Annotated in this window: 11 protein-coding genes; 6 read left to right on the forward strand and 5 right to left on the reverse strand. The window is 38.1% G+C overall.

Translation table 11 applies throughout. From position 1 onward, the window contains the following. Nucleotides 1-68 precede the first annotated feature (68 nt). Genes BM207_RS06330 through BM207_RS06350 form a run of 5 tightly spaced genes read right to left on the reverse strand, consistent with a single transcriptional unit; the run spans nt 69 to nt 10,097 of the window. Nucleotides 69-1,835 carry a RagB/SusD family nutrient uptake outer membrane protein gene (locus BM207_RS06330; protein WP_090992730.1) on the reverse strand — a complete coding sequence of 589 codons (1,767 nt, stop codon included), beginning with the start codon at nt 1,833-1,835 and terminating at the stop codon, nt 69-71. Nucleotides 1,836-1,846: 11 nt separating this feature from the next. Further along, the gene (locus tag BM207_RS06335; protein ID WP_090992731.1) at nt 1,847-4,960 is read right to left on the reverse strand and encodes a SusC/RagA family TonB-linked outer membrane protein; all 3,114 of its coding nucleotides are present in this window, start codon (nt 4,958-4,960) and stop codon (nt 1,847-1,849) included. Nucleotides 4,961-4,978: 18 nt separating this feature from the next. Then, a complete protein-coding gene (locus tag BM207_RS06340) occupies nt 4,979-6,715 on the reverse strand; it encodes a RagB/SusD family nutrient uptake outer membrane protein (protein ID WP_177217070.1) in 1,737 nt (578 codons plus the stop codon). A 43-nt stretch (nt 6,716-6,758) separates the two neighbouring features. Next, entirely contained in the window at nt 6,759-9,587 is a 2,829-nt protein-coding gene (locus BM207_RS06345) for a SusC/RagA family TonB-linked outer membrane protein (RefSeq protein ID WP_090992733.1), read from the reverse strand. 24 nt (nt 9,588-9,611) lie between these two features. After that, nucleotides 9,612-10,097, reverse strand: coding sequence for a CHRD domain-containing protein (locus BM207_RS06350; RefSeq protein WP_090992734.1), 486 nt, complete (start codon nt 10,095-10,097; stop codon nt 9,612-9,614). 183 nt (nt 10,098-10,280) lie between these two features. Here BM207_RS06350 and BM207_RS06355 point away from each other — a divergent pair, with 183 nt between their 5' ends. From BM207_RS06355 to BM207_RS06380, 6 genes are all read left to right on the forward strand, one after another. Next, complete coding sequence (locus tag BM207_RS06355; RefSeq protein WP_090992735.1) at nt 10,281-14,345, forward strand: hybrid sensor histidine kinase/response regulator transcription factor; 4,065 nt, start codon at nt 10,281-10,283, stop codon at nt 14,343-14,345. A gap of 102 nt (nt 14,346-14,447) precedes the next feature. Beyond that, entirely contained in the window at nt 14,448-15,605 is a 1,158-nt protein-coding gene (locus tag BM207_RS06360) for a FecR family protein (RefSeq protein WP_090992736.1), read from the forward strand. Between the two features lie 156 nt (nt 15,606-15,761). Beyond that, the gene (locus BM207_RS06365; RefSeq protein ID WP_090992737.1) at nt 15,762-19,106 is read left to right on the forward strand and encodes a SusC/RagA family TonB-linked outer membrane protein; all 3,345 of its coding nucleotides are present in this window, start codon (nt 15,762-15,764) and stop codon (nt 19,104-19,106) included. Between the two features lie 13 nt (nt 19,107-19,119). Next, nucleotides 19,120-20,550, forward strand: coding sequence for a RagB/SusD family nutrient uptake outer membrane protein (locus tag BM207_RS06370; protein ID WP_090992738.1), 1,431 nt, complete (start codon nt 19,120-19,122; stop codon nt 20,548-20,550). Nucleotides 20,551-20,567: 17 nt separating this feature from the next. Further along, on the forward strand, nt 20,568-21,326 hold the full coding sequence (locus BM207_RS06375; RefSeq protein ID WP_090992739.1) for a DUF4843 domain-containing protein: 759 nt from the start codon (nt 20,568-20,570) through the stop codon (nt 21,324-21,326). 23 nt (nt 21,327-21,349) lie between these two features. Further along, nucleotides 21,350-22,873, forward strand: a complete 1,524-nt coding sequence (locus tag BM207_RS06380) for a PKD-like family lipoprotein (protein WP_090992740.1) — start codon at nt 21,350-21,352, stop codon at nt 22,871-22,873. Nucleotides 22,874-22,896 lie beyond the last annotated feature (23 nt).

Here is a 22,896-nt window from a genome sequence, read left to right on the forward strand (position 1 = left end):
ATGTTGGGGCGGGCATCCGCCAGCCCCCATTAGTTCCGCAACTAACCACTTAACTACGTATTCTTTTTTTACCAGCCGGGATTTTGAATTAAGGTGGCCGACTTATCAATTTCGCTTTGCGGTATTGGGGCGAGGTAGGCCCTTGTTTGCCAGTTTACCGCAAGTGCTACTCTTCTTTCATAGGAGTAAGTACCATTTAGTTCTTTTGTAATATAATTACTGAATATATTGGTTGCTTCAGTAACTTCAGCAGTTTTCCATCTGCGGGTATCATACCAAAAATGGCCTTCCATCAAAAATTCGGCTACATAATCTTGTTGAATTATTTTTCTTAATCCCTCTTTGGCAATCCCCATCACAATGCCATACCTGCCATCAGCACCTGGTTCAATACCGGCTCTTTTACGAACCTGGTTCAGTATGGACACTGCATTCTCGGTTTGGCCAACTTCATTTAATGCTTCAGCATAACCCATCAAAATCTCTGCATACCTCATCACTGGGAGTGCTCGTTGGATTGAACTACTGGTAACTGTTGAATCATTGGCCATTTTACGCGAATAGTATCCAGTTTTGGTATAATATGCTTGAATGCCATCGGCAGAAATTGCATTGCTTGCTTTGTTGAAGTATATATCTACCGGCACGAGTGTGGTACCGTTTCCACTTTTCCAAATTGGGGCCTGATTATAGATAATAGAATAATTAAATCTTGGATCCCTGTTTTCAAAGGGCTTATCAGGATTATATCCAGAAGTGGGATCATTGATTGCCTTACCATTTTTCATTCCAAAATATTGAACCGCATTATCGGTGGGATTACTATACCCACCACCGCTTCCGGCCCGACTTCTCGGAAAACGTGCAGACTCTAACGAAGTTCCATTAGAAACAATAAAAGGGATGATGTGTTCAGTGGTTTTTCTGCCTTTGATAGCGAACTTCCAGAAACCATGCCCTGGTCTGGTAGTATTGTCCTCCACCAAACTATATTCATTTAAATCTATTACTGCTTTCATCGCATCTGCAGCTTTTTGCCATAGCGATTCGTTGTAAGTAGCAGAATAGGTTACATAAGGCAAAAGTGCAGCGTTTGTTGAATGAGAATTACCATTGAATAAGGGGCTTGCTGCGATGAGCAAAATTCTGGCTTTTAAAGCCAGTGCTGCTCCTTTAGTGGCGTGACCATATTCAGAACCATCTTGTTGCAATGCACTCGGAAGGTCCTTTGCCGCATCATCCAGTTCATTGACAATATAATCTACACACTCTTTGTAGGTATTTCGCTTAGAGATTAACACATCTTCAACATTTAGTGTTTCATTAGGCATAATTTGCACACCACCGTAGAAACGAACTAGGCCTACATAAAAGAATGCACGCAAATATCTGGCTTCTGCCATCAATACTGTTTTGCGTTGCGGAGATAAGGGTGTAGCTCCAGCTTTTTGCATAAATAAAGTAGCTTGCCTAATTTTTTTATAGTAGGTAGTCCAATAATTGTTAAGCGCATAATTTGACGCAGAATAGGTGCCTGCCATTAGCCCTTGTTGCGGAGCACTATAATAACTAATCGCTAATGTTGTTTGCTCATCAAAGCAAGCATAGTCGTTGGAGCCAGGCGATGTAATGGTCGAATACCGATAAGGAACAACATCTTGTCCGGTATAGGCATACATGTCATTTATAAACCCTACAGTCAAGGCACTATCTGCAAACACCCTTTCTTCGGTTAATGTTTCCGTTTTACGATCTAGAAAGCCTACTTTTTTGCAAGATGAAAACGCTATTATTGTTGCTACAACAATAAAAAGAATTGAAAATTTGTATTTCATGATAATGCTAATTATAATCCGAATTGAATTCCAAAATTTATAATACGTTGCTGGGGATACTCGTTGATATCGCCAATATTGGTCGTTGATGAGGAACCTGTTGCAGATTCCGGATCAATGAATACAGGCAATGCGTTGTAAACCAATCCTAAGTTATACCCATTTGCATAGATCCTAATATTATCGAGGTGTAGTTTTTTGGCCATCGATTTTGGCAACCTGTATCCAACTTCCAAACTTTTCCATCGCACATAATCTCCTCTTTGAGTCCAGTAGGTAGAATAAACCCCGTTTTGCGACCCACTTCCCGATAGTACAGGAAATGTGGCATTAGCTCCTGTAATAGGTGTCCACCTACCTAAATTGTAGGGAATAGATTGATTTTCAGGACGGCTATAGCTGATTAATCCACGTTGTGTATTGATAAAATAATTGAATGAACTTTGGAATAGGGCGCTTACATCAAACCCTTTAAAGGAGAAACCTAGGGTTAAGCCTGCTATAAATTCTGGCTGGTTGGTGCCTAAATAACCCATATCGTATTGATTTATTACTCCGTCGTCATTTAGGTCTACCAATTTAACACCTCCTAGATTTAAATTGCTCAAAGGCGTTGCTGTTAAAAGCTTCGGACTATTATACAGGTCATATAAGCTATTATAAAATCCGTCGGCTTTATATCCGAACAATGCGCCCACAGGTTTCCCGGTTAACCCTAACCAAGGGAATCTAGCGGTACCTTCATCTCTAAACACCACCTTGTTTTCTGCGTGACTTATTTGGCCCCTTACAAAGTACGATAGTTTATTTGCGAATGCATTATCTCGATAGTTTACTTCGAATTCGTAACCTTTATTTTCAACGATACCCAAATTTACAGTTGGCAAACTCGCTCCAAATGCGGAGGCGATCGAAGAACGGGTGGTTAAAATATCTTCCCTACGTTTTTTAAAGAAATCTGCAGTAAATGATAATTTCCCCTTGAACATTTTAATATCCACTCCAATATTGGCATCTTTCTGCGTTTCCCAGGTGATTTCATTGTTCTCTAAGGTTGGCTCAATTATTCCAGGTGATGCAGAATTGGTAGTTTCTCCAAAAATATAACCCTTACCGCTGCCTGATACGTAGGTTTTAGAGAAGGCATATACGCTTGTTCCAATGCCATCATTACCTACTAAGCCGTAAGACGCTCTAATTTTTAAGTTATCGATGAACTTGATATTATTCTTGAAAAAAGGCTCCTCGCTAATGTTATATCCAACACTTACAGAAGGGAAAAAACCATATTTCTTGCTAGATTGAAACCTGTCAGACCCATTGTAAGCACCGTTAAAATCAACTAAATACTTTTGCTTATAATCATAGCTTACGCGACCGGTTACACCTCGTACATTATAGGGCTCTGCTGCATTGCTAGCCAATGTAGTTTGGTTTAGCAAACCCATTGCACTAACATTATGGTTGCTAAAACTCCTGTTATATTTAAGAGACGCTTGAACATTTACCAGTCTGTTTGTACTTGACAGACCTCCTGTTCGTGACAGTTTGCCCAAACGATAAACATCATTGTAAACAGGAGAATAAGCGCCTAAGAAAGCATCCCAGTAAAAGATAGGAAATTCTGTATAAGTACGTTTTAATGAGCGGTTAAAGTTATAGTCGCTCGCGTAAGATACCAAAGCGTTTGCGGATAAGCCTTTGGTAATAAAATCCAATTTATGATTTATCTGTGATACAAAACTTAGGTTATTTGAATAGTCTCTACTGTAGCCAGACCAGCGCAAATTAGCAACCGGGTTAATTTTGGTCGTTCCACTTGTAGAACCTCCATAAGTACCATTTTCATTAAGCAATGGGTAGCCAAAAGCAGATAACTGTCCATTCCATAAATACTGTAAGGTAGCTGCCCCCCCATTTCCAGGAGCGTCATTTGGCGAATTTGTTACGCCAAATCGGCCTGATAAATCGAAGCGGATATGCAAATCCTTATTAGGATTAAGATCTACATTGGAGCGAAAATTATATCGATCAAAATTATAGTTGCCATTATACCCTTCGTTTTTACTAAAATCTTTATACATACCTCCTTGGTTAAAGTATCCTAACGAAACAAAGTATTTTGTTTGCTGTGTACCACCACTGATATCAAAGTTGCTTCGATTTTGAATACTATTTTTCAAGGTTAGCTCGTCCCACCAATTTACATATGGGAAGTTATATGGATCATCATTTAACCTATATCGTTCGAGATTATCGCCACTAAAAAATTTAGGATATTGCGTAGCTGGATCAAGGTATTGCTGAGCCGTCCATTCTTGCAGCAATGCCAAGGTTTCATAAGAATTGTTGGTCTTCAAGTTCATGGTTGAGCTATTTAAACCCGTTTCTTGGCGAAACGTTAACTGAGGTTTTCCGGTCTGCCCTCTTCGAGTTCTAATTACAATTACTCCGTTTGCGCCACGTACCCCATAAACTGCAGTTGTTGAGGCATCTTTTAAAATAGTTAAGCTCTCTATTTCATTTTGATCCAACATACTAATTTGGTCTGGAGTTACCTCAATATCGTCGACTACAATAAGTGGCGTAGTTGTACCTTGATAAGTACTCACCCCTCTAATTTGAAAGTTAGCTCCATCTCTACCTGGCTGCCCACTTCGTTGCTGTGAGAAAAACCCAGGTAAACGACCAGCCAGTGAGTTTTGAATACTTGATGTTGGCGATTGACGAAGCTCTAGTCCGGTTATGGAACTCGCTGCACCGGTATTGGTTAGTTTTTTTACCTTTTCACCAAATCCTAGTACAACAATCTCTTCTAAACCTTTGGCATCTTCTTCCAGCAGAATTTGAATAGGTTCATTATCGGTTATTTTTAACTCTTTTGTTAAAAATCCGATAGATTTAATCACAATGATCTTAGCACTTCCCTTTAAGGTTAAAGAGAAATTTCCATTTTCGTCGGCACTCGTTCCATTTGATGTAAAATCCTTCTCAAAAATACCTGCACCCGGAACTGGTCCGCGTGCATCGCGTATCGTACCTGTTATCTTCTGCCCGGCTTGACTGTATGCCGGTAAAGTAAATGCGGTAAGAATGAGGATAAGATATAATATATTTGTTTTCATCTTCTTCTATTTTATGAATTACCAGTTTGGATTTTGTACCATTTTACTATTTGAAGCCGTTTCTTTAAAAGGAATTGGATAGAGGTACATTTTACTTGCATCGAATTTTGCATTAGCTACCTCTACAATATTGTAGTTTACAGTTGCTCCGTTTAATGTTCCCTGTATGCCGTGGAGAACCCCATTCAGCACATTTTCTGCAATCTTCCATCTTCTGATATCGAAAAAACGCTGTTCTTCAAAAGCCATTTCCACGCGTCGCTCATGTCTAATACGGTAGCGCATTTCGGTCTGGTTTAAGCCAACTGGTAAAACAGGCATATTGCTACGGGTACGAATCGCATTAATTGCGCTATATACCGATCCATCTGGTCCTACTGCTTCATTCTGTGCTTCGGCATAGTTTAAAAGAATCTCTGCGTATCGGAAAATCGGAAAATTATGATTTGTGGCAGTATAAGCTGTTTCACTGGTAGTACCAGTCATAAATTTGCGCAGGTAGTAGCCGGTTCTAGTTTCACCAGACGTCGTATTTCCAAAGCCTTTTGGCCTATCCTTACCCCCATCATATGTTTGTACATTCCTAGTTAACCAAAACAGGCCGTTGAAAGACACTGTGCCAGCTAGACGTGGATCGCGATTGTAATAAGGAGTATTAATACTCCAGCCAGAGCTATTGTCTTCAATCATCTTCCCATCAAGAGTCTCGAATTCATTCACCAATTCTTGGGTTGGATTTGTTTTTCCGTCTCCCGCCCTTGTATATCCAATTGGCTCATTATTACTTTCCACATCAGTTGATGTTGCCCTTAGGTATGGTAAAATAATTTCTGAATTGTAACGTGTAGAAAAAACATTCAAAAATTTATTTACGCCTGCCACATAACTCGTCATTTTAGCTGACGGCGCCAGTCCGGCTAAAGTTGTGGCAGAATAATGTGCCGTAGTTGTGGAAGTTGACAAACCATATACAAATTTGCCTGCAGCTACACTGTCCATTACGTCTTTAGCTGATTTGGCAGCAAGTGCCCATTTGGTAAGATCGTTGTTTGTATTGTTTAACGGACTTGCAGCATATAGTAGCATCCTTGCTTTTAAAGCCATTGCTGCTCCTTTTGTAAAGCGTCCGAAAAAAACACCTGTATAGCCACTCGCAGCATTTGGCGTTAATAAGAAAGGCATAACGGCCTCAATTTCTGAACTGATATAGTTAACACACTCCTGGTATGTGTTCCTAGGAAACTGAATATTATCTGCTAATGTAAAAACCTCGTCTCCAATAATCGGTACACCTCCCCAGCGTTTAATTAATTCGAAATAAAACACTGCTCTTAAGCCTCTTGCTTCAGCTTTAAGCCTGTTCTTAAGACCTTTTTCTTTAAAAGGCACTCTATCAATATTCTGAAGAAATACATTTACCTTTCTAATCCCTGCATAGTTTGCATCCCAAGTATTATCTGGCAAGTTTACCTGGTTAAATGCCCCATTTGAGAAAAACTGTACCACATCAGCTGTTGATGATGGCAAAGCATCATCAGAGCCAGATTCCAGCAAGTTACCTCCTACTCTATTAAATCCGCCTGGCAAACTAGCATAGGTATTGTTCAAGAATTCTTGTGCATATTTTCCAATTGAATCTTGGCTATCAAAAACCAGGTCAATATTTGCATTTTCGAGAGGGGCATCCTCAATCATCTTTTTACAGCCTGATAAGATGAGCAAAAAGGAAAACAGGAAAAGGGTTATATTTTTCATGCTGTATAGTTTTTGTTTTAAATTTGATAATGTGATCATTTGCTTAAAGTTTAAGTGATACACCAGCATTCATTATCCGATAATTAGCAAAACCTGATAGTCCGGTTTCAGGATCTAAATAAGCTAATTTAGAAGCCGTTAGTAAATTATATCCATTTACAAAAACCCTAAGTTTACTAATCTTGGCTTTTGACAGGAGTTTTGCAGGAATCGTATACCCTATCTCTGCATTCTTTAAGCGGATATAATCTGCCCGCTTAACCCAAAAACTTGAACTTTGCGTGTTATAGGTGTTATTACCCAATGTTAATCTCGGCAAAGTTGCGTTTACTGGATTTTGGGGCGTCCATCGATTTTCGGTCGTATAATCCAATACGTTTCCATTGTTATTATTAAAGGCTAAAAACGAACTTGAAGCGTAGTATATTTCACGATTTACGCGGCCTTCAATTAAAGCATTGAAATCAAAATTTCTGTAGTTAAAGCCAAAATTCAATCCAAAGAACACTAAGGGCTTCGTTCCTGCAATGGCCTTTTGGTCAAGGAAATCTATCACACCATCTTTATTTAGATCATTATATCTGATATCTCCGGCGCTAGGCGTATAACCTGGAATATTTGCTGTTTTGGTAAAATCTTCTCCCGCTTGATAAAAGCCAATGGCCTCATATCCAAATGTGGCCGATGGCTGCCCTGCTCTGTACATCCAGCTATAAGGGTAATTGCCTTCAGCACGAGAAATAATTTTATTTTTCGCAATCGATAGATTTCCTTTGATGAAATAATTGATGCCGTCATTTTCGCTTTGATAACCAAGGCTTGTTTCATAACCGAAATAGCGGGTTTTACCTGCATTTACAGACGGATATCCTAATCCAATAATGCCAGAAGCATAGCCATTTGCCGGGCTAATTAACTCATCTACATACTTATTGTTGTAATAATTCAACGCTATATTGAAATGATTTAAGAACTGGGCTTCGATACCAACATCGATCTTAAGCGCTTTTTCCCAGGTAATGTTGGGATTATTCATGCTGTTTTGGAGTGCTCCGGCTACTGCGGTTGCCGTTGCCCCAAAGTTATAACCTGTTGATGCTACGGAATAGTTCTGCAGATAGGTATAATAATTTGATGGATCAGCATAGGCCGATTTGCCGATAGTTCCACGTAATTTTAAAAGGTTAATTGCCTTGCTATTGAACCATTCTTCTTTAGACACTATCCAACCTAAACCGATAGCGGGTAAAAATCCCCAGCGGTTACCTTCGGCGTACCGGTTAAAGCCGCTATAAGCTAAGGCTAATTCTGCAAGGTATTTTTCATTATAGCTATAATTTGCTTTTAAACCGGCAGTTTGGTAAACCTGGTTTAATTGGGTATAAGAATCTATCAAATTGGTTAAGTTATAAGTAGCCAATACATTAAATTCATGGTTCCCCATCGCTTTATCGTAGCCAATTAGGCCATTGAAAAACGTTTGTTTGTACTGTGAACTGATGGATTGAATTCCTGCTCCTGCTTCGAGAACTCCATCGCTTCCCACTTTTGTATATTCGCCCGTTGAAAGATTTGGGTAATAAATAGCGAACGATTTTGTGCGCGCAATTCGCTGCAAGTAATAGTTATTGATCGATAATAAGGCTTTAGTCCATAAGCCTTTTGTGATATCGTCCAATTTATATTTCAACGATACATCGGCACTGAGTGAACGCTCGTTATATTGTATGTATCCACTGCTGATGGTACTCGCCAAAATATTGGTAAGAAATGACGTGGTACCTCCATAAGATCCGTCTGCATTTTTGGCAGGATATTCTAAAGGTGAAGTTCCATAAATCCTACTCATGATAGTAGAACCTGTAACACCCGGCTCATTGTTATTTTCAACTGAACCAAAAATATTTAAGCCAAGTTGGATATCCTCGTTAAAATCAATTTGCGCATTGGTACGGAGGTTATATCTTTTATAATAGTTATCGGTATTGTATGGATTATCCTTATTAGTTAAGAAATTTCCATCTTGTGCAAAATGTTCTACAGAAGTATAAAATCTATAATTTTTACCATTTCCGGCTGCATTGATTGCGTAGCGCTGTTGCGTATTACTTTTTTTGTAAACCGTATTATACCAATCATTATTTGGGTTTGTATACGGATCATTTGTTCCATTTTGTAATGCGGCGATCCGTTCTTCCGAATAAAGTGGGGTTGCCCCGGGAAATGTATTTTGCTGTGCTTCATTATAAAGCCTAGCATAATCGGCTCCCGTAATAAAGTTTGGTCTTTTGAATTGTTCATTTGCACCAAATTGTGCAGAAAATCCTAGTTCAAAGGGTTTCTCAATCGACCTATCTTTTGTAGTGATATAAATAACCCCATTTCCTGAACGCAAGCCGAACATAGCGTTTGACAGCGCATCATTCATTACAGTAATGGACTTAATGTCGTCTACGTTAAAACTGGTAAAGGATCGCTGCACACCATCAATAATCAGTAAAGGTGTTTGCCCCCTTAATGTTAAGGATGAGGCGTCGAACATTGGCCCGGTTCTTCCCGAAGATTTCGAACTGTATAAACCGGGCAATCGCCCAGCAATTACATTCGTAATATCAGAAACGGGAGTAGTCATTACATCCTCGTTATAAATTGTTGTTGAACCCTCAACGTTTTTTCTTTTTTGTGTAGTGGAAAACCATTGATTGATATGTCTATCTTGTAATTTTATCTTTTTTAGCACAGAATCAGGCACCATTAGGTTCTCATCATCCGACTTTTGTTGCTGCGCTAACACCTGTCCCACTGCCGCGAGACAAAGCAGCCAAAGAATTAGCTGACTTTTTAGCTGGAATAAAGTAGATTTTTTATCCATTTTATAAAGTTTTTTTAATACCAATTAATTTAGTTGATCTCGAACTAGCCCCGACTGCTGTTGTGTTGAGGAAACCTGGCAGTAAATTTTTGCCGTCTGTATTTTCAGAAAATTAGGCTCATCCAATAGTACTTTGCCTTTTGTTTCACGTTGCGCATTAAACGATGGCGCGTTTAAGTCGAGGAACAACTCGCCAGTTTGGCCACTTTCGCCGAAATAGAGCTTCACGGTGGTAGGACTATCGCCATTTTCTAAGGGCCTGTCAAAATAGATATCATAGTGTAGCTCCTTATTGCTCATTAAATACACCATTGCTACGGCATGATCATCTTTATTGGCTAGTGCGGGAATAACATTAGTTGACGAAAGATTTAATTTCCATTGTTTCTTAATAAAAATATCGGATCTGTAAACGTCGTCCTTTTTACAGGATGGCAAAAACAACAAGGACATTGCCAAAAACAAGCAAGCACCTAATGGTACCTTCAATTGTAGTAGAATTTTTTTCATGTTTGATTTGGTTAGGTTAATTGATAGGTTTTCAATTACTCAAAAGTATAAGGGCGTAGATTCAATAAGGTTGAAAATTGTAAAAGAAAGGGTAGAAAAATCGCAACAATGCGCCAGTTTCGATAAGTTCGGCTTATATTTAATCCACAAACTACAAGTACCTCCTCCATATTAATTGTATAAATGAAATATTGGCTGCTTTTAATATCTGTATTATTTCTTAACAGGATTTACGCACAAAAACCCATTGTCTTCAATCATTTGTCGATGGAAAATGGCCTATCCCAAAATTCTGTAATGGCCATCACACAGGACAAAAATCAGTTCTTATGGTTTGGTACCCGCGGTGGCTTAAACAGGTACGACGGGTATAGATTTAAAGTGTACACTAATAACGAAAACCCTTATAGTATCTCTGATAACTCAATAGTTAGTCTCCTAACCACTTCAAGCGGATTGATTATGGTGGGCACAGAAAATGGATTAAACTTTTACGATGAAGAAACTGATCGATTTACACGCGCTTTTAAAGACACCTCTTCAAGCAGTTTAAGTAGTAATTTAGTGGAGTGCCTATATGAAGACCCGAAAAAAAATTTATGGGTGGGAACACTAGATGGTCTTAATTTATTGGTTGATCAAAAAAAGAAGAAGTTTAAGAGATTTTTTTTTGACAAACCTGGAGGCCCTTCCCGCCGTAACATGATCTTAGCCATCTTTAAAGATGCTCAACAAAACATTTGGCTTGGGACTGAAGGTGGGCTCATTAGAATGTATGCAATTAAAGGAACCTACCACTATGAGTTATTCAAACACAATCCTCAAGACCTACGAAGCATTAGCTCAAATTATGTGAGAAGCATTACTTGTGATAAGAACAAAAATTTATGGGTGGGCACAGATAAAGGACTTAATTTATTTAATTATAAAAATAAATCATTTAGTCGTTTTCAGAAAGACCTATCAAAGAGCAATTCGCTCATTAACAACGACATTAGAAAGATAATTTTCGATAAGGCAGGTAAATTATGGATTGCAACGCAGGAAGGGATAAGCATATTTGATCCGCTACATCAAACATTCTCCAACCATAGGCACCATCCTGATTTACCTGGTTCATTGAGCCAGAATTCTACCCATAGCATTTTTCAAGACATAAGTGGCTCCATGTATATTGGCACTTATTATAAGGGCGTAAATGTGGTCTATCCTTATTCAACAAATTTCACCGTTTATAAGAATAGTAAGTCCCAAGCTAGCATCAGCAGCAATATTATCAGCGCAATGGTAGAAGACCAGTACCATAACTTATGGATTGGAACTGAAGGAGGGGGATTAAATTACCTTAACAGAAGAGAAAATACCTTCAGTCACTATTTTGCCAATCCAAATAATCCATACGCATTAACTACCAACCTTATCAAAACACTTTATCTTGATAAGGCTGGCAAATTAATGATAGGCACACACAGGGGTGGTTTATTTGTTTTCGATGCAGTTAAACAGCGGTTTAAGAAAATAATTAATGTAAAAGAAGAATATCCTTATGTTGGTACTGCAGAGATTGTTGCAATTACGGAAGATAGTGAAGGTACCGTTTGGGTTGGCTCCAAAAATGGACTTTCTACCATCTTAGAATCGAACGGTGAATATCTTAACACTACCGTTAAAAGCCCTGTAGAAAAAAAACTTTCCAACAAATTCATTCAAGTTTTATTTGAGGATAAGTCAAAAAATTTATGGATAGGTACAATGGGTGGGCTTTTCACCTACTTCCCCCTCACTGGCAATGTTAGGGCATATTATAAAGCTGCCGATTCGAATAGTTTACAATCTAACCGCATTAATTGTATTATCCAAACTAAGAACGGCCATATTTGTGTAGGCACCTATCTAGGCGGTCTCAGTATTTTCAATACCAAAACTGGCAAGTTCACAAACTTCTCTGAAAGAAATGGCCTACCAAATAACAATATTTTAGGGATCATCGAAGATCAAAATGAAAACCTATGGTTAAGTACCGATAAGGGCTTATCGAAGATGGAGGTTGCTACCGGGAAATTTTACAATTATACCCGTAGTGACGGCATTGCAGGAAATGATTTTAACTTTAGATCATTTTTCAAAGACAGCAAGGGGCAACTATTTTTTGGGGGATATGACGGAGTAACTTCATTTAAATCAGACCAGATTGAGGTCAATAATCGGGTTGCTCCAATTACCTTTACAGGATTAAAACTCTTTAACGAACCTGTTTTAGTAAATGGACCTGATGGATTGCTTAAACAGGATATTAAAACAACAAAGAAGCTCGTATTCGAACACAACAACAATAATTTTAGCATAGAATTTGCGCTATTAAACTACGTTAAACCAGAGAAAAATAATTATGCTTATAAGCTTTTAGGCTACAACGAGAACTGGGTTCACACCAATATCCCCAACGCCACCTATGCAAATCTGCAACCAGGAAATTACACTTTTATTGTAAAAGGCATCAATAATGATGGTGTAGATGGAGGAAGCCCAGCAACGATTGAAATTAAGATTTTGCCGCCATTTTGGGCAACTTGGTGGGCCTATTTGCTATACATCTTACTTTTTGGCTGGATCCTATTTTTAATTATACGTTACATTTTTGTACAAGAGCGATTAAAACGAACGGAAGATCTGCAAAGAATGAAGTTAAATTTTTTTACTTATATAGCTCATGAAATAAGGACGCCGTTGACACTTATTATCGGCCCACTTGAAAGCTTGCTCAATACTTCTCATAAAAACCCAGAGTTGCATAAACAGTTGGTTCCTATTAAGCATAATGCAGACCGTTTAATTCGGTTGATCACGGAATTAATGGATTTTAGAAAGGCCGAAACTCATCATCTTAAACTCCATGTAAGCGAAGACAATATCATTGATTTTATAAATGAAATTTTTCTCTCCTTTAAACATATTGCTCAAGATAAGCATATAACCTATACGTTTATTCACGAATTAGCGGAGATTAAGCTCTACTATGATAAGCTACAGCTTGAGAAGGTGCTGTATAACCTACTTTCAAATGCTTTTAAATTTACCCAGCACAATGGGCATATAACCGTTACAGCCACCGTGCAGGAGGAAGATGTTGTTATTAGCATACAAGATACAGGTCGAGGCATTCCCATTGAAAGTCAGCCAAAGTTATTCAGCGACTATTTTCAGGTAGATGACCAGGATACCAGTCAAATTGGTTCTGGAATCGGATTGGCGCTTTCCAAAATTATCGTCGAAGCCCATCATGGAGAAATAAATTTTGTAAGTAATCCTTCAGAAGGTAATGAACCGGGGTACACTAATTTTAGTATTCGCTTAAAAAGGGGGAAATCCCATTATAAACAGGAAGAGTTTGAAAATGTTAAGGAGCATAGACAATTAGCTCACACCTATGCCTATGCACATGATGAGGTTAAACTGGACGAATTAGTAAAAGAAGCCAAGCAGCCTGCCAAAGAAACGATACTGCTTGTTGAAGATAATGCAGAAATTATGCAGTTTATTTCGAAGCTTATCTCTAAACATTATCAAGTGCTGGAAAGTGCCGATGGGCTTGAAGGATGGGAAACAGCAATTAAAGTACTGCCAGATTTAATTATTTGTGATGTAATGATGCCCAAAATAGATGGTTTGGAACTTTGCCGCAGGCTTAAAGCCGATGAGCGAACCAGTCACATTCCGATTATTATTCTAACGGCGCGTTCTTCCCATATCCACCATATTGATGGTCTGGAAACTGGTGCAGATATATATGTTACCAAACCCTTTAGTCCAGACCTGTTGTTGCTCAGTGTTCGCAACTTATTAATGTCGCGGATGGCGGTTAGGCAGCGCTATTTAAAATACTCGAATTTAGAGCCTAAAGATGTTACTTTAAATTCTGTAGACGAAGTGTTTATGTCTAAGCTACTGGGTTTTATCAATGAGCATATTGCTGATGAAAATTTTGGGGTAGATGCCTTGGCATCAAAGATTGGGATGAGCAGACCTGTTTTGTATAAAAAAGTAAGGATGTTAACAGACTTATCGGTAAACGATTTTGTGAAGTCTATTCGTTTAAAAAAAGCCAAGCAACTATTTATGCAAAATAGATATACTATTTATGAGGTTTCTTATCAGGTAGGCTTTAACGATCCGAAGTATTTTAGTAGGGAGTTTAAAAAACAATTTGGAGAAAGTCCTCGTAGCGTAATGGATCGTTCTGCAGAATAATTAAATCTATTTTAATTTTTTATTAAATCTTTCTACCCCCTAGCCCACCTTATGCCGTCTATATATTAAAGGGGTTAATCTTCCTTAACAAAAAATATACCTATGGATAACATTGACGCAAAAAATCTGCTTATAAAATATAGAGAAGGAGCCTGTACTCCAGAAGAAATAACGCTAATAGAAAGCTGGTACTTAAACGACAAAGAAGAAGATATTGCCATCACAATAGCGGAACTGGATGAAGCAAAAGATCATATCTGGGCAACTTTACCGGTACACGATAGCCTTAAGGCTAAACAGGTGAGGCTTTGGTTGGGTTTGCCGCGCAGGTATATCCGTATTGCTGCGGCCGCTATTATCGTTTTGTCAGCGTCGGTTGGATTATATTTTAGCAAGCAAAAAACGAACAAAGAGGATGTTGTTGCGGCTGTAAACAATAACATTGTACCTGGTGGTAAAAAAGCACTGTTAACCTTAGCTAATGGCCAGTCGATCGTTTTAGGCGATGCACGGAATGGAAAATTAGCGGATCAAGCAAATAGTAGTGTTTTTAAAACAGCTAATGGTGAACTGGTTTACAATGCCGAAAATCGTCAAGAAGCTAGCGTGGTTTATAATTTATTAACGATCCCTAGAGGAGGTTACTACATTTTAACACTTGCCGATGGCACCAAGGTTTGGTTAAACGCCGAATCTTCCTTAAAATATCCAACAAGTTTTATAGGCAGTGAACGTGTAGTTGAATTGGTGGGCGAAGGCTATTTTGAGGTTGCAAAGCGCAAAGATCAACCCTTTAAAGTTGTTACCAGTCAGCAAACCGTTGAAGTATTGGGAACCCATTTTAATGTGAATGCTTATGCGGATGAGAAAGTGACGGCGACGACGTTATTGGAAGGAAGTGTGAAAGTGTCATTGTCATCCAGAGCCAAATTGAACGAGCTAAATACGGCAATTTTAAAGCCTCATCAGCAAGCTGTGCTCAAAAATGGCAACATCGTGATAAGCCCTGTTAATGCCGAAGAAGCCGTAGCCTGGGTAAATAACAATTTCAATTTCAACAAAGAAGATTTAGGCAGTATTATGCGGAAGATTTCCAGATGGTATGATGTGGAGGTTGTTTGTCCGGATGATTTAGAACAAATGGAATTTATTGGAACTGTTTCGAGAACTAAAAATATTAAAGATGTGATTAACATCATAGAACAAACAAATGCAGTTCACCTAAAAGTAGAAGGAAGGAGGATTACTGTTATGCATTAAAATTTACGCTCTTCAAAACAGTAATCTGAAAAAGAAAACCAGGAGTGGTTGCAACACCCCTGGTTTAAATTACTCTCTTAAAAGTAATATTCAGGTAAGGCTGTTTAATAAATCAAGCTATTAACATTGGACCCTAAACCCAAACAAAACAAATGTATGAATTTTTATACGACATTTAATCGTGGTAAAACAGACCACGTATATGCCACAATATTATTAAAATTGAAACTAACTTTAATACTATTAATTACCGTTATTCTTCAGGCGAGCGCAACCAGCTTTGCCCAAATTACGTTAAATGAAAAAGATGCTCCTTTAGAGCAGGTTATTCAAAAAATCAGGAAACAAACTGGTTACGATTTTTTTTATAGCGCCAGCATATTAAACAATGCGAAACCGATTACTTTGAAAGTAAACAATGTAAGTGTAGAAGAAGCGCTTAAAGCATGTTTTGCAGATCAGGCCATTTCGTATACCATTGAGCAAAAGACGATTATTTTAAGGAACGCTCCTGAACGAGTTGTGGTAACACGAGCGTTTGTAGTTACTGGGCGAGTGTTAGACGAACATGGAAAGCCAATTCCTGGCGCATCAGTAAAAGTTAAAGGCAGGAAAGACCCCGCTATTGCGACTGATAAGGACGGGAATTTTAAAGTTGTTGTCGATTCGGAGAACGACCTTATTGTAATTTCTTACGTTGGCTATGAAACTAGGGAAGTAAAAGCTAGCAGAGAGCCATTGAGTATAAAACTTAAGGAATCGCAAACGGTAATGAAAGACATTGTAATTACTGGTACAGGTATTAACCGCAAGAAAGACAGTTTTACCGGAACTACGGCTATTTTTACTGGAGAGGAACTAAAAGCAGTTGGGAACAACAACATTATTCAGAGTTTAAGAACCTTGGATCCATCATTTCTTTTAATGGAGAATAATGCAGCAGGATCAAATCCAAATGTGCTTCCAATAATTGAGGTGAGAGGAAAAAGCAGTATTCCAAGTACTACTTTAAGTGACCAATTTGGCAACGACCCAAATCAACCTCTATTTGTTTTAGACGGCTTTCCTACTACCTTACAAACTATTGTTGATTTGGATATGAACAGGGTTGCGTCGGTAATCATTTTGAAAGATGCTGCTTCGACAGCTCTATATGGTGCTCAAGCCTCAAACGGGGTGGTGGTTATTGAAACAATTAGACCAAAACCAGGTGAATTAAGATTTACTTACACCCAAGATTTCCGACTAGAGCTCCCTGATTTATCAGGCTATAATATGATGAATGCAGCTGAGAAATTAGAGTTCGAGCGTTTATCTGGCAGATATATTGACCCAAATAAGTCTCCAACTCAGGAAATTTTCTTAGAACAATTGTACAATGATCATTTGTCCAATGTAAAAAAAGGAATTGATAGCTATTGGCTTAGTGAGCCTTTGCAAAATGGATATTCAACAAACTCATCGATCAATGCATCAGGTGGTGATCAAGCATTTACTTACAATGTGGGAATGAACTATAGATTGGGGAAAGGGGCAATGATCGGTTCGGGTAGAGATACTTACAGTGGCAGTATTAATCTAACATATCGGAAAAAATCACTTAACTTAAATAATATCACCTACATTAGAGGGTACGAAAGTACCGAATCACCATACGGGCAGTTCAGTACTTTTGTAAATACCAACCCTTATTTCGAAAAAAATAACACCAGTCTATTTTTAGAGCAAAAAAGTGCTGTTCTTAATTCAGTTTTCAACGTTCGTAACCCACTGTATGATGCGTTATTACCCCAATATAATAAGACGACAAATCTGGAATTTCAAAACAATTTGAATGCCAATTTTGATCTTAGTAAAGCATTCAGATTGAACGGAGCGCTTCAAATAACCAAGGGTAATACAAATACTAAAACCTATAAATCGCCAGAAATGAGCGATTTTATCAGCACACCGACCTTAAGAAAGGGAAGATATACAGACAATAGGGGTAATAACTTCTCTTATCAGGCAAACCTTATGCTTACTTACCAGAAGGTATTTGCCCAAAAACATGTCTTCAATGCCAACTGGAGAAACACTATATCTCAAAATAAAAACGAAAGTTATGCTACTACTGCTGAGGGTTTCCCCGAAGGAAACTTAGGAAATCCGCGATTTGCCTATAACTATACAGAAAATGGTTCACCACGTGCGAGCAATGGCATATACAGAACAATAAATACAACTGTAACCGCCAACTACTCATTCGACAACAGATACTTAGCCGATTTTACTTACCGTATAGACGGATCTACAGCCTATGGTTCAAATAAACAATTTTCTCCCTATTTCGCGGTCGGATTAGGTTGGAACCTTCATAACGAGGTCTTCGTTAAAAGTAAAACGTGGATTAATTCACTCCGCCTTACAGGCAACATAGGCTTTACTGGAAATCAAAATTTTGGCAATATTAGCTCTATTTCGGTTTTCAATTACAATAGTAATACAAATTACAATGCATTTGGGCAAGGTGTATCGCTCGTTACTTTAGGCAACCCTAATTTAGAACCGCAAAAAACCCGGCAAATTAGTACGACCTTAGACTTCTCATTGTTTAACAACCGATTTGTAGGATATGTAAATGCCTATAATAAAAGAACAGATCCGCTTATTGTACCCGTAGACCTACCTTCATCAACCGGGGTATTTAACTTCCCTTATAATGTGGGAAATCTAACTTACAACGGAATAGAGACCAAGTTAACCTACTTTCCTATCTACAATGTCGCAGATAGAGTAATGTGGAGTATTGGTATTTCTGGCTCTGCCTATAAAAGTAAGTATGGAGGTATTGGCAATAGTCTGAATACGTTAAACAAACAACAAGAAAATAACAAAACACTATTGCGCTATACTGACAATAACAGTGCAGAAACAATTTGGGCTATACAGTCTATGGGAATAGATCCTGCAACCGGAAGAGAAATCTTCTTGACCAAAGATGGGCAATATACATTTGATTATAACACTGGCAATATTGTTAATGTAGGCAATACTGTCCCACTTGCTGAAGGAGTATTTACAACAAACCTAAGATATAAAAATTTCAACTTTGGAGTTGCATTCCGCTACAGGTTAGGTGGCGATGTATTTAATACTGTATTGTACAACAAAGTCGAAAACATTACCAATGCAAGTATTGCTAACAATCAAGATAAGCGCGCACTGTATGAAAGGTGGAAAAACCCAGGTGATGTTTCACAATTCAAAGGAGTCTCGCTAACCAGTACTACTCCAATCTCTTCTCGATTTGTTCAAAACGAAAATTCCATGAGCAGCGAATCGCTTAATATTGGTTACACGCTCGAAAATTCCCCCTGGATTAAAAGTCTTGGTTTAAAAACACTTGGACTAAATATATTTGGCAATGACTTCCTTTATGCCTCCACTATTAGGAGAGAGCGTGGTATTTCCTATCCCTATGCAAGAACATTTGCATTTTCTTTAAAAGCATCATTTTAACTGATAAATAGAAATGAAACGAAATTATATAAAATTAATGGTATTGGTATCGGCAACCGTTGCCCTACTAAACTCGTGCAAAAAGTATCTAGATGTACAGCCAGAAGATAAAATTATCGAAACTCAGTTATTTAGTACCCCGCAGGGTGTGAAATCGGTACTCAATGGGTTATATATCGACTTATCGAAAAATCAATTATATGGCGAAAACTTGTCGCTGTCAACCATCGAAATCTTTGCCCAGCGCTATAATATTCCATCTACTCATAGTTTAACTAAGATTGCGAACTATGCTTATGCGGATGAACCGGTGAGAGGTAGATTGGAGAGTATTTGGACTAATGCCTACACAGGGATTTTAAATGTTAATAGCTTTTTAGAAAACATAGAAAAATATAAAGGCGTAGTAGATGCTAAAACCGAAGCCATTTATAAAGGAGAGGCTCTCGCCATACGCGCATTTTTGCATTTTGACTTAATGCGCTTATATGGACCACGATATAGCACTGTTGACTCGACAAAACTTAGTTTGCCTTATTACGAAGCAACTAAATCTTCTATCAACCCTTTAATCCCTGCAAACGAGTTTATAGCAAAAGTATTGATTGACTTGTCGGCGGCCGAAAACCTACTAGCTGAAGATCATATAATTACCGACGGCATAAATATTGCCGGTCCAAACAACGTTGCTGATTTCCTAAAAAATAACCGTAATTATAGATTTAATTACTATGCGGTTAAAGGTTTACAAGCCAGAGTAAGCTTGTATCGTGGAGATAAAACATCCGCCTTAAAAATTGCAAAAGATGTTATTGCTGTTGCTGATAAATTTAAGTGGACTACCGTTACAAATGCGCTTAGTGAGAAACAGAATCCAGATCGCATATTTTCTACAGAAATGATTTTTGGCATCACGAATACGCAATTATACACTAGTCACACAGCACTGTATGATCCTTCCATTGCGGATGGTACCATTTTAGCGCCTTTAACTGCCCGTTTAAACACTGTTTTCGAGAGCAATGAAAACGACTATCGTTTTAACTTAAATTGGCAAATCCCATCAACCGGGGTTAAACCATTTAGAACTTTTTATAAATATACCGATGTAATTGACAAGACAAAGTCTTTTAGATTTACCATACCGCTATTAAAAATCAGTGAGATGTATTTTATAGCCGCTGAATGTGAACCAGTCAGCGCCAATGGCATTGCACTATTAAATATTGTTAGGTCAAACCGCGGATTGACTCCATTGGCTAATACAGTGTCGGTTAACACCGAACTTAGGAAAGAGTATCAAAAAGAGTTTTTTGGCGAGGGACAGCTGTTTTATTACTATAAGAGAATGAATATAACGGCTATCCCAAATGGATCGAGTACCTCCAATATTACCGTCAACTATACAATCCCTATGCCTTTATCAGAATCTCAATATCGTTAACATTTAATTCAAGCGAAATGAAGAAAATTATATATACCCTATGCGCCATCATGACGGTGATGCTCGGATTATCCTGCGAAAAACCACTTGAAACTTACAGTGGTAAATCATCTATTTATTTTAATGAGGCGGGCAGATTACCGGTTTATTCAGGAGAGCCTATTAAAGATTCGACCAATTTGTCGTTTAGCTTAGCAAAGTCAAAAGACTCCATTATCAATATGGTGATTGCGGCTACTGGTGCGACAAGTGATGTAGACAGAACTTATAAATTAGTTATAAACCCTAGTTCAACTGCGATAGAAGGCAAGCACTACGAATTTCTAACAAGGGATTTCTCGATAAAGAAGAGTAAAACTTTAGATACCGTGAAGATAAAATTCTTTAGAACAATGGATATGCAAGCTACGAATTTCTTGCTCAGTTTTGATTTGGAAGAGAATGAGAGTTTTGCTACATTAATGAGCTATAAAACAATTAATTCAGCAGGCAAAATCCATTCATTTGTAAACTATAGATGGTTTGTGAATGACATTATTAAAAGACCTGGAAGATGGCTCGATGTATACCTCGGAACGTTTTCCCGTAAGAAGCTCTTTTTAATGGTGGAGGTTTTAGGTGTTGACCCAATAAAGCTAGACTCTTCTGTTTCCATTGCTGAAACTCTTGCATACGGAAAATTTATGCAACGTTATTTAAACGACCAACGAGCTGCAGGAAATACCATTTTAGAAGAAGATGGTTCGGCAATGATAATGGGGTCAGCAGCGCAATAATTGATTAATTAAACCTACAGATTATGAACTTAAAAATATATACACCTGTAGTGATTGCCTTACTGGCAACACTATTAATGGGTGCTTGTAAGAAAGATATCGGCAATTATAGTTACAAAGAAATTAATGAGTTAAGTGAGATTACTAATCTACCTTCGGAGGTAACCGCTACTTACGGAAAAAATTTAACTCTTACGCCAATTACTAAATTTAGTAAGGATCCAAATTTCGACGAATCGAAATACACTTATGAATGGTATTATATCGGCCCAAATGGTTTGGGAGGTACAAAATTATTTAACCTAGCAACTACCCGCAACCTCGATCTAAAAGTGGGTTTGGTTGCGGGAACCTACCCTGCCTATTATGCCGTTATAGAAAAACAAACTGGCATAAGATACCGAACCAGCTTTACCTTAAAAGTTGTAAACGAGATTAATGAGGGGTGGATATTAATGACCGATGTAAATAATAAAGCCAGAGTGGATATGTTATCCTTAAACTCCGAAGGAAATTTCAACGTGATCAATGACCTGCTTGCAACAACCGGCTCTGAACTCCAGCTAGAAGGCAAACCTGTAATGACTTATACCTACAGCACGGGTTTACTTATTGGCCCGGACGCGATTAACTTCGGTGTTTATTTCAGCACTGATAAAGGGACAACTAAAGTAGATCCCAATACATTTAAGTGGACGAACACCATGCGTTTAAATTACGAGATGTTTGGAGATATTCCTACTGGGTTTTATGCTGATGTTATTCAACAAAAGGGAAGTGGGTCGGCGCACATGATTGGGCATGGTAATGCTTATTACTATGAAAGGACGCAAAATATATACTTTTCTGCACCAATAAGCTATATAGCGGAAGAGCAAAAAGGCTTTGAGGTGGCCCCATTTATTGCGAGTGACGCTACAACATTTGTAGGCAATACAATTTTTTATGATAAAACTAATAAAAGATTTGTAAAGCATTCGGCAAATGCATCAACTTGCACCACATTACCCGAGCCTACCGCAGACCAAAAGAAATTTAGCTTTAGCACTGGGATGGATTTATTGTTTATGACTTGGGCTCCTTTTAACGGTGGTGAAGTATTTAGCATTTTAAAAGACCCAAACACTACGAAAAAATATCTCGCTCGATTTAATAGTTCAAGTAATATCCAAACCTATTATGATGAAATTATTGGCACTGACATCGCAAATGCCGAGTTTTTTGCTGTGAGCCCAGACTTAGGTTATATATTTTATAACGTAGGTAGTAAAGTGTATGAGTATGATATGGTTTACAAAACTTCGAAGCTGATGCTGAATTTGGAGAGCAAAAAAATTTCCTACTTTAAATTCCATCCGTTTAAACGCCCTTCAAAATATTTAGGCTCTAACAAATTAATGATTGGCACCTATGACCCTGCATTACCTAGTGGAAGTGATGGTAGTTTAAGCATTTACACCGTGCCACCAGTGAACGGGAACTTAGTCCTAGACGAAAACTATAGTGGCTTTGGAAAGATCAAAGACCTTACTTACAGAGAACGTTAATAACAACTGTTAAAACATACAAA

The organism is Pedobacter insulae, assembly GCF_900113525.1.
Lineage (GTDB): Bacteria > Bacteroidota > Bacteroidia > Sphingobacteriales > Sphingobacteriaceae > Pedobacter > Pedobacter insulae.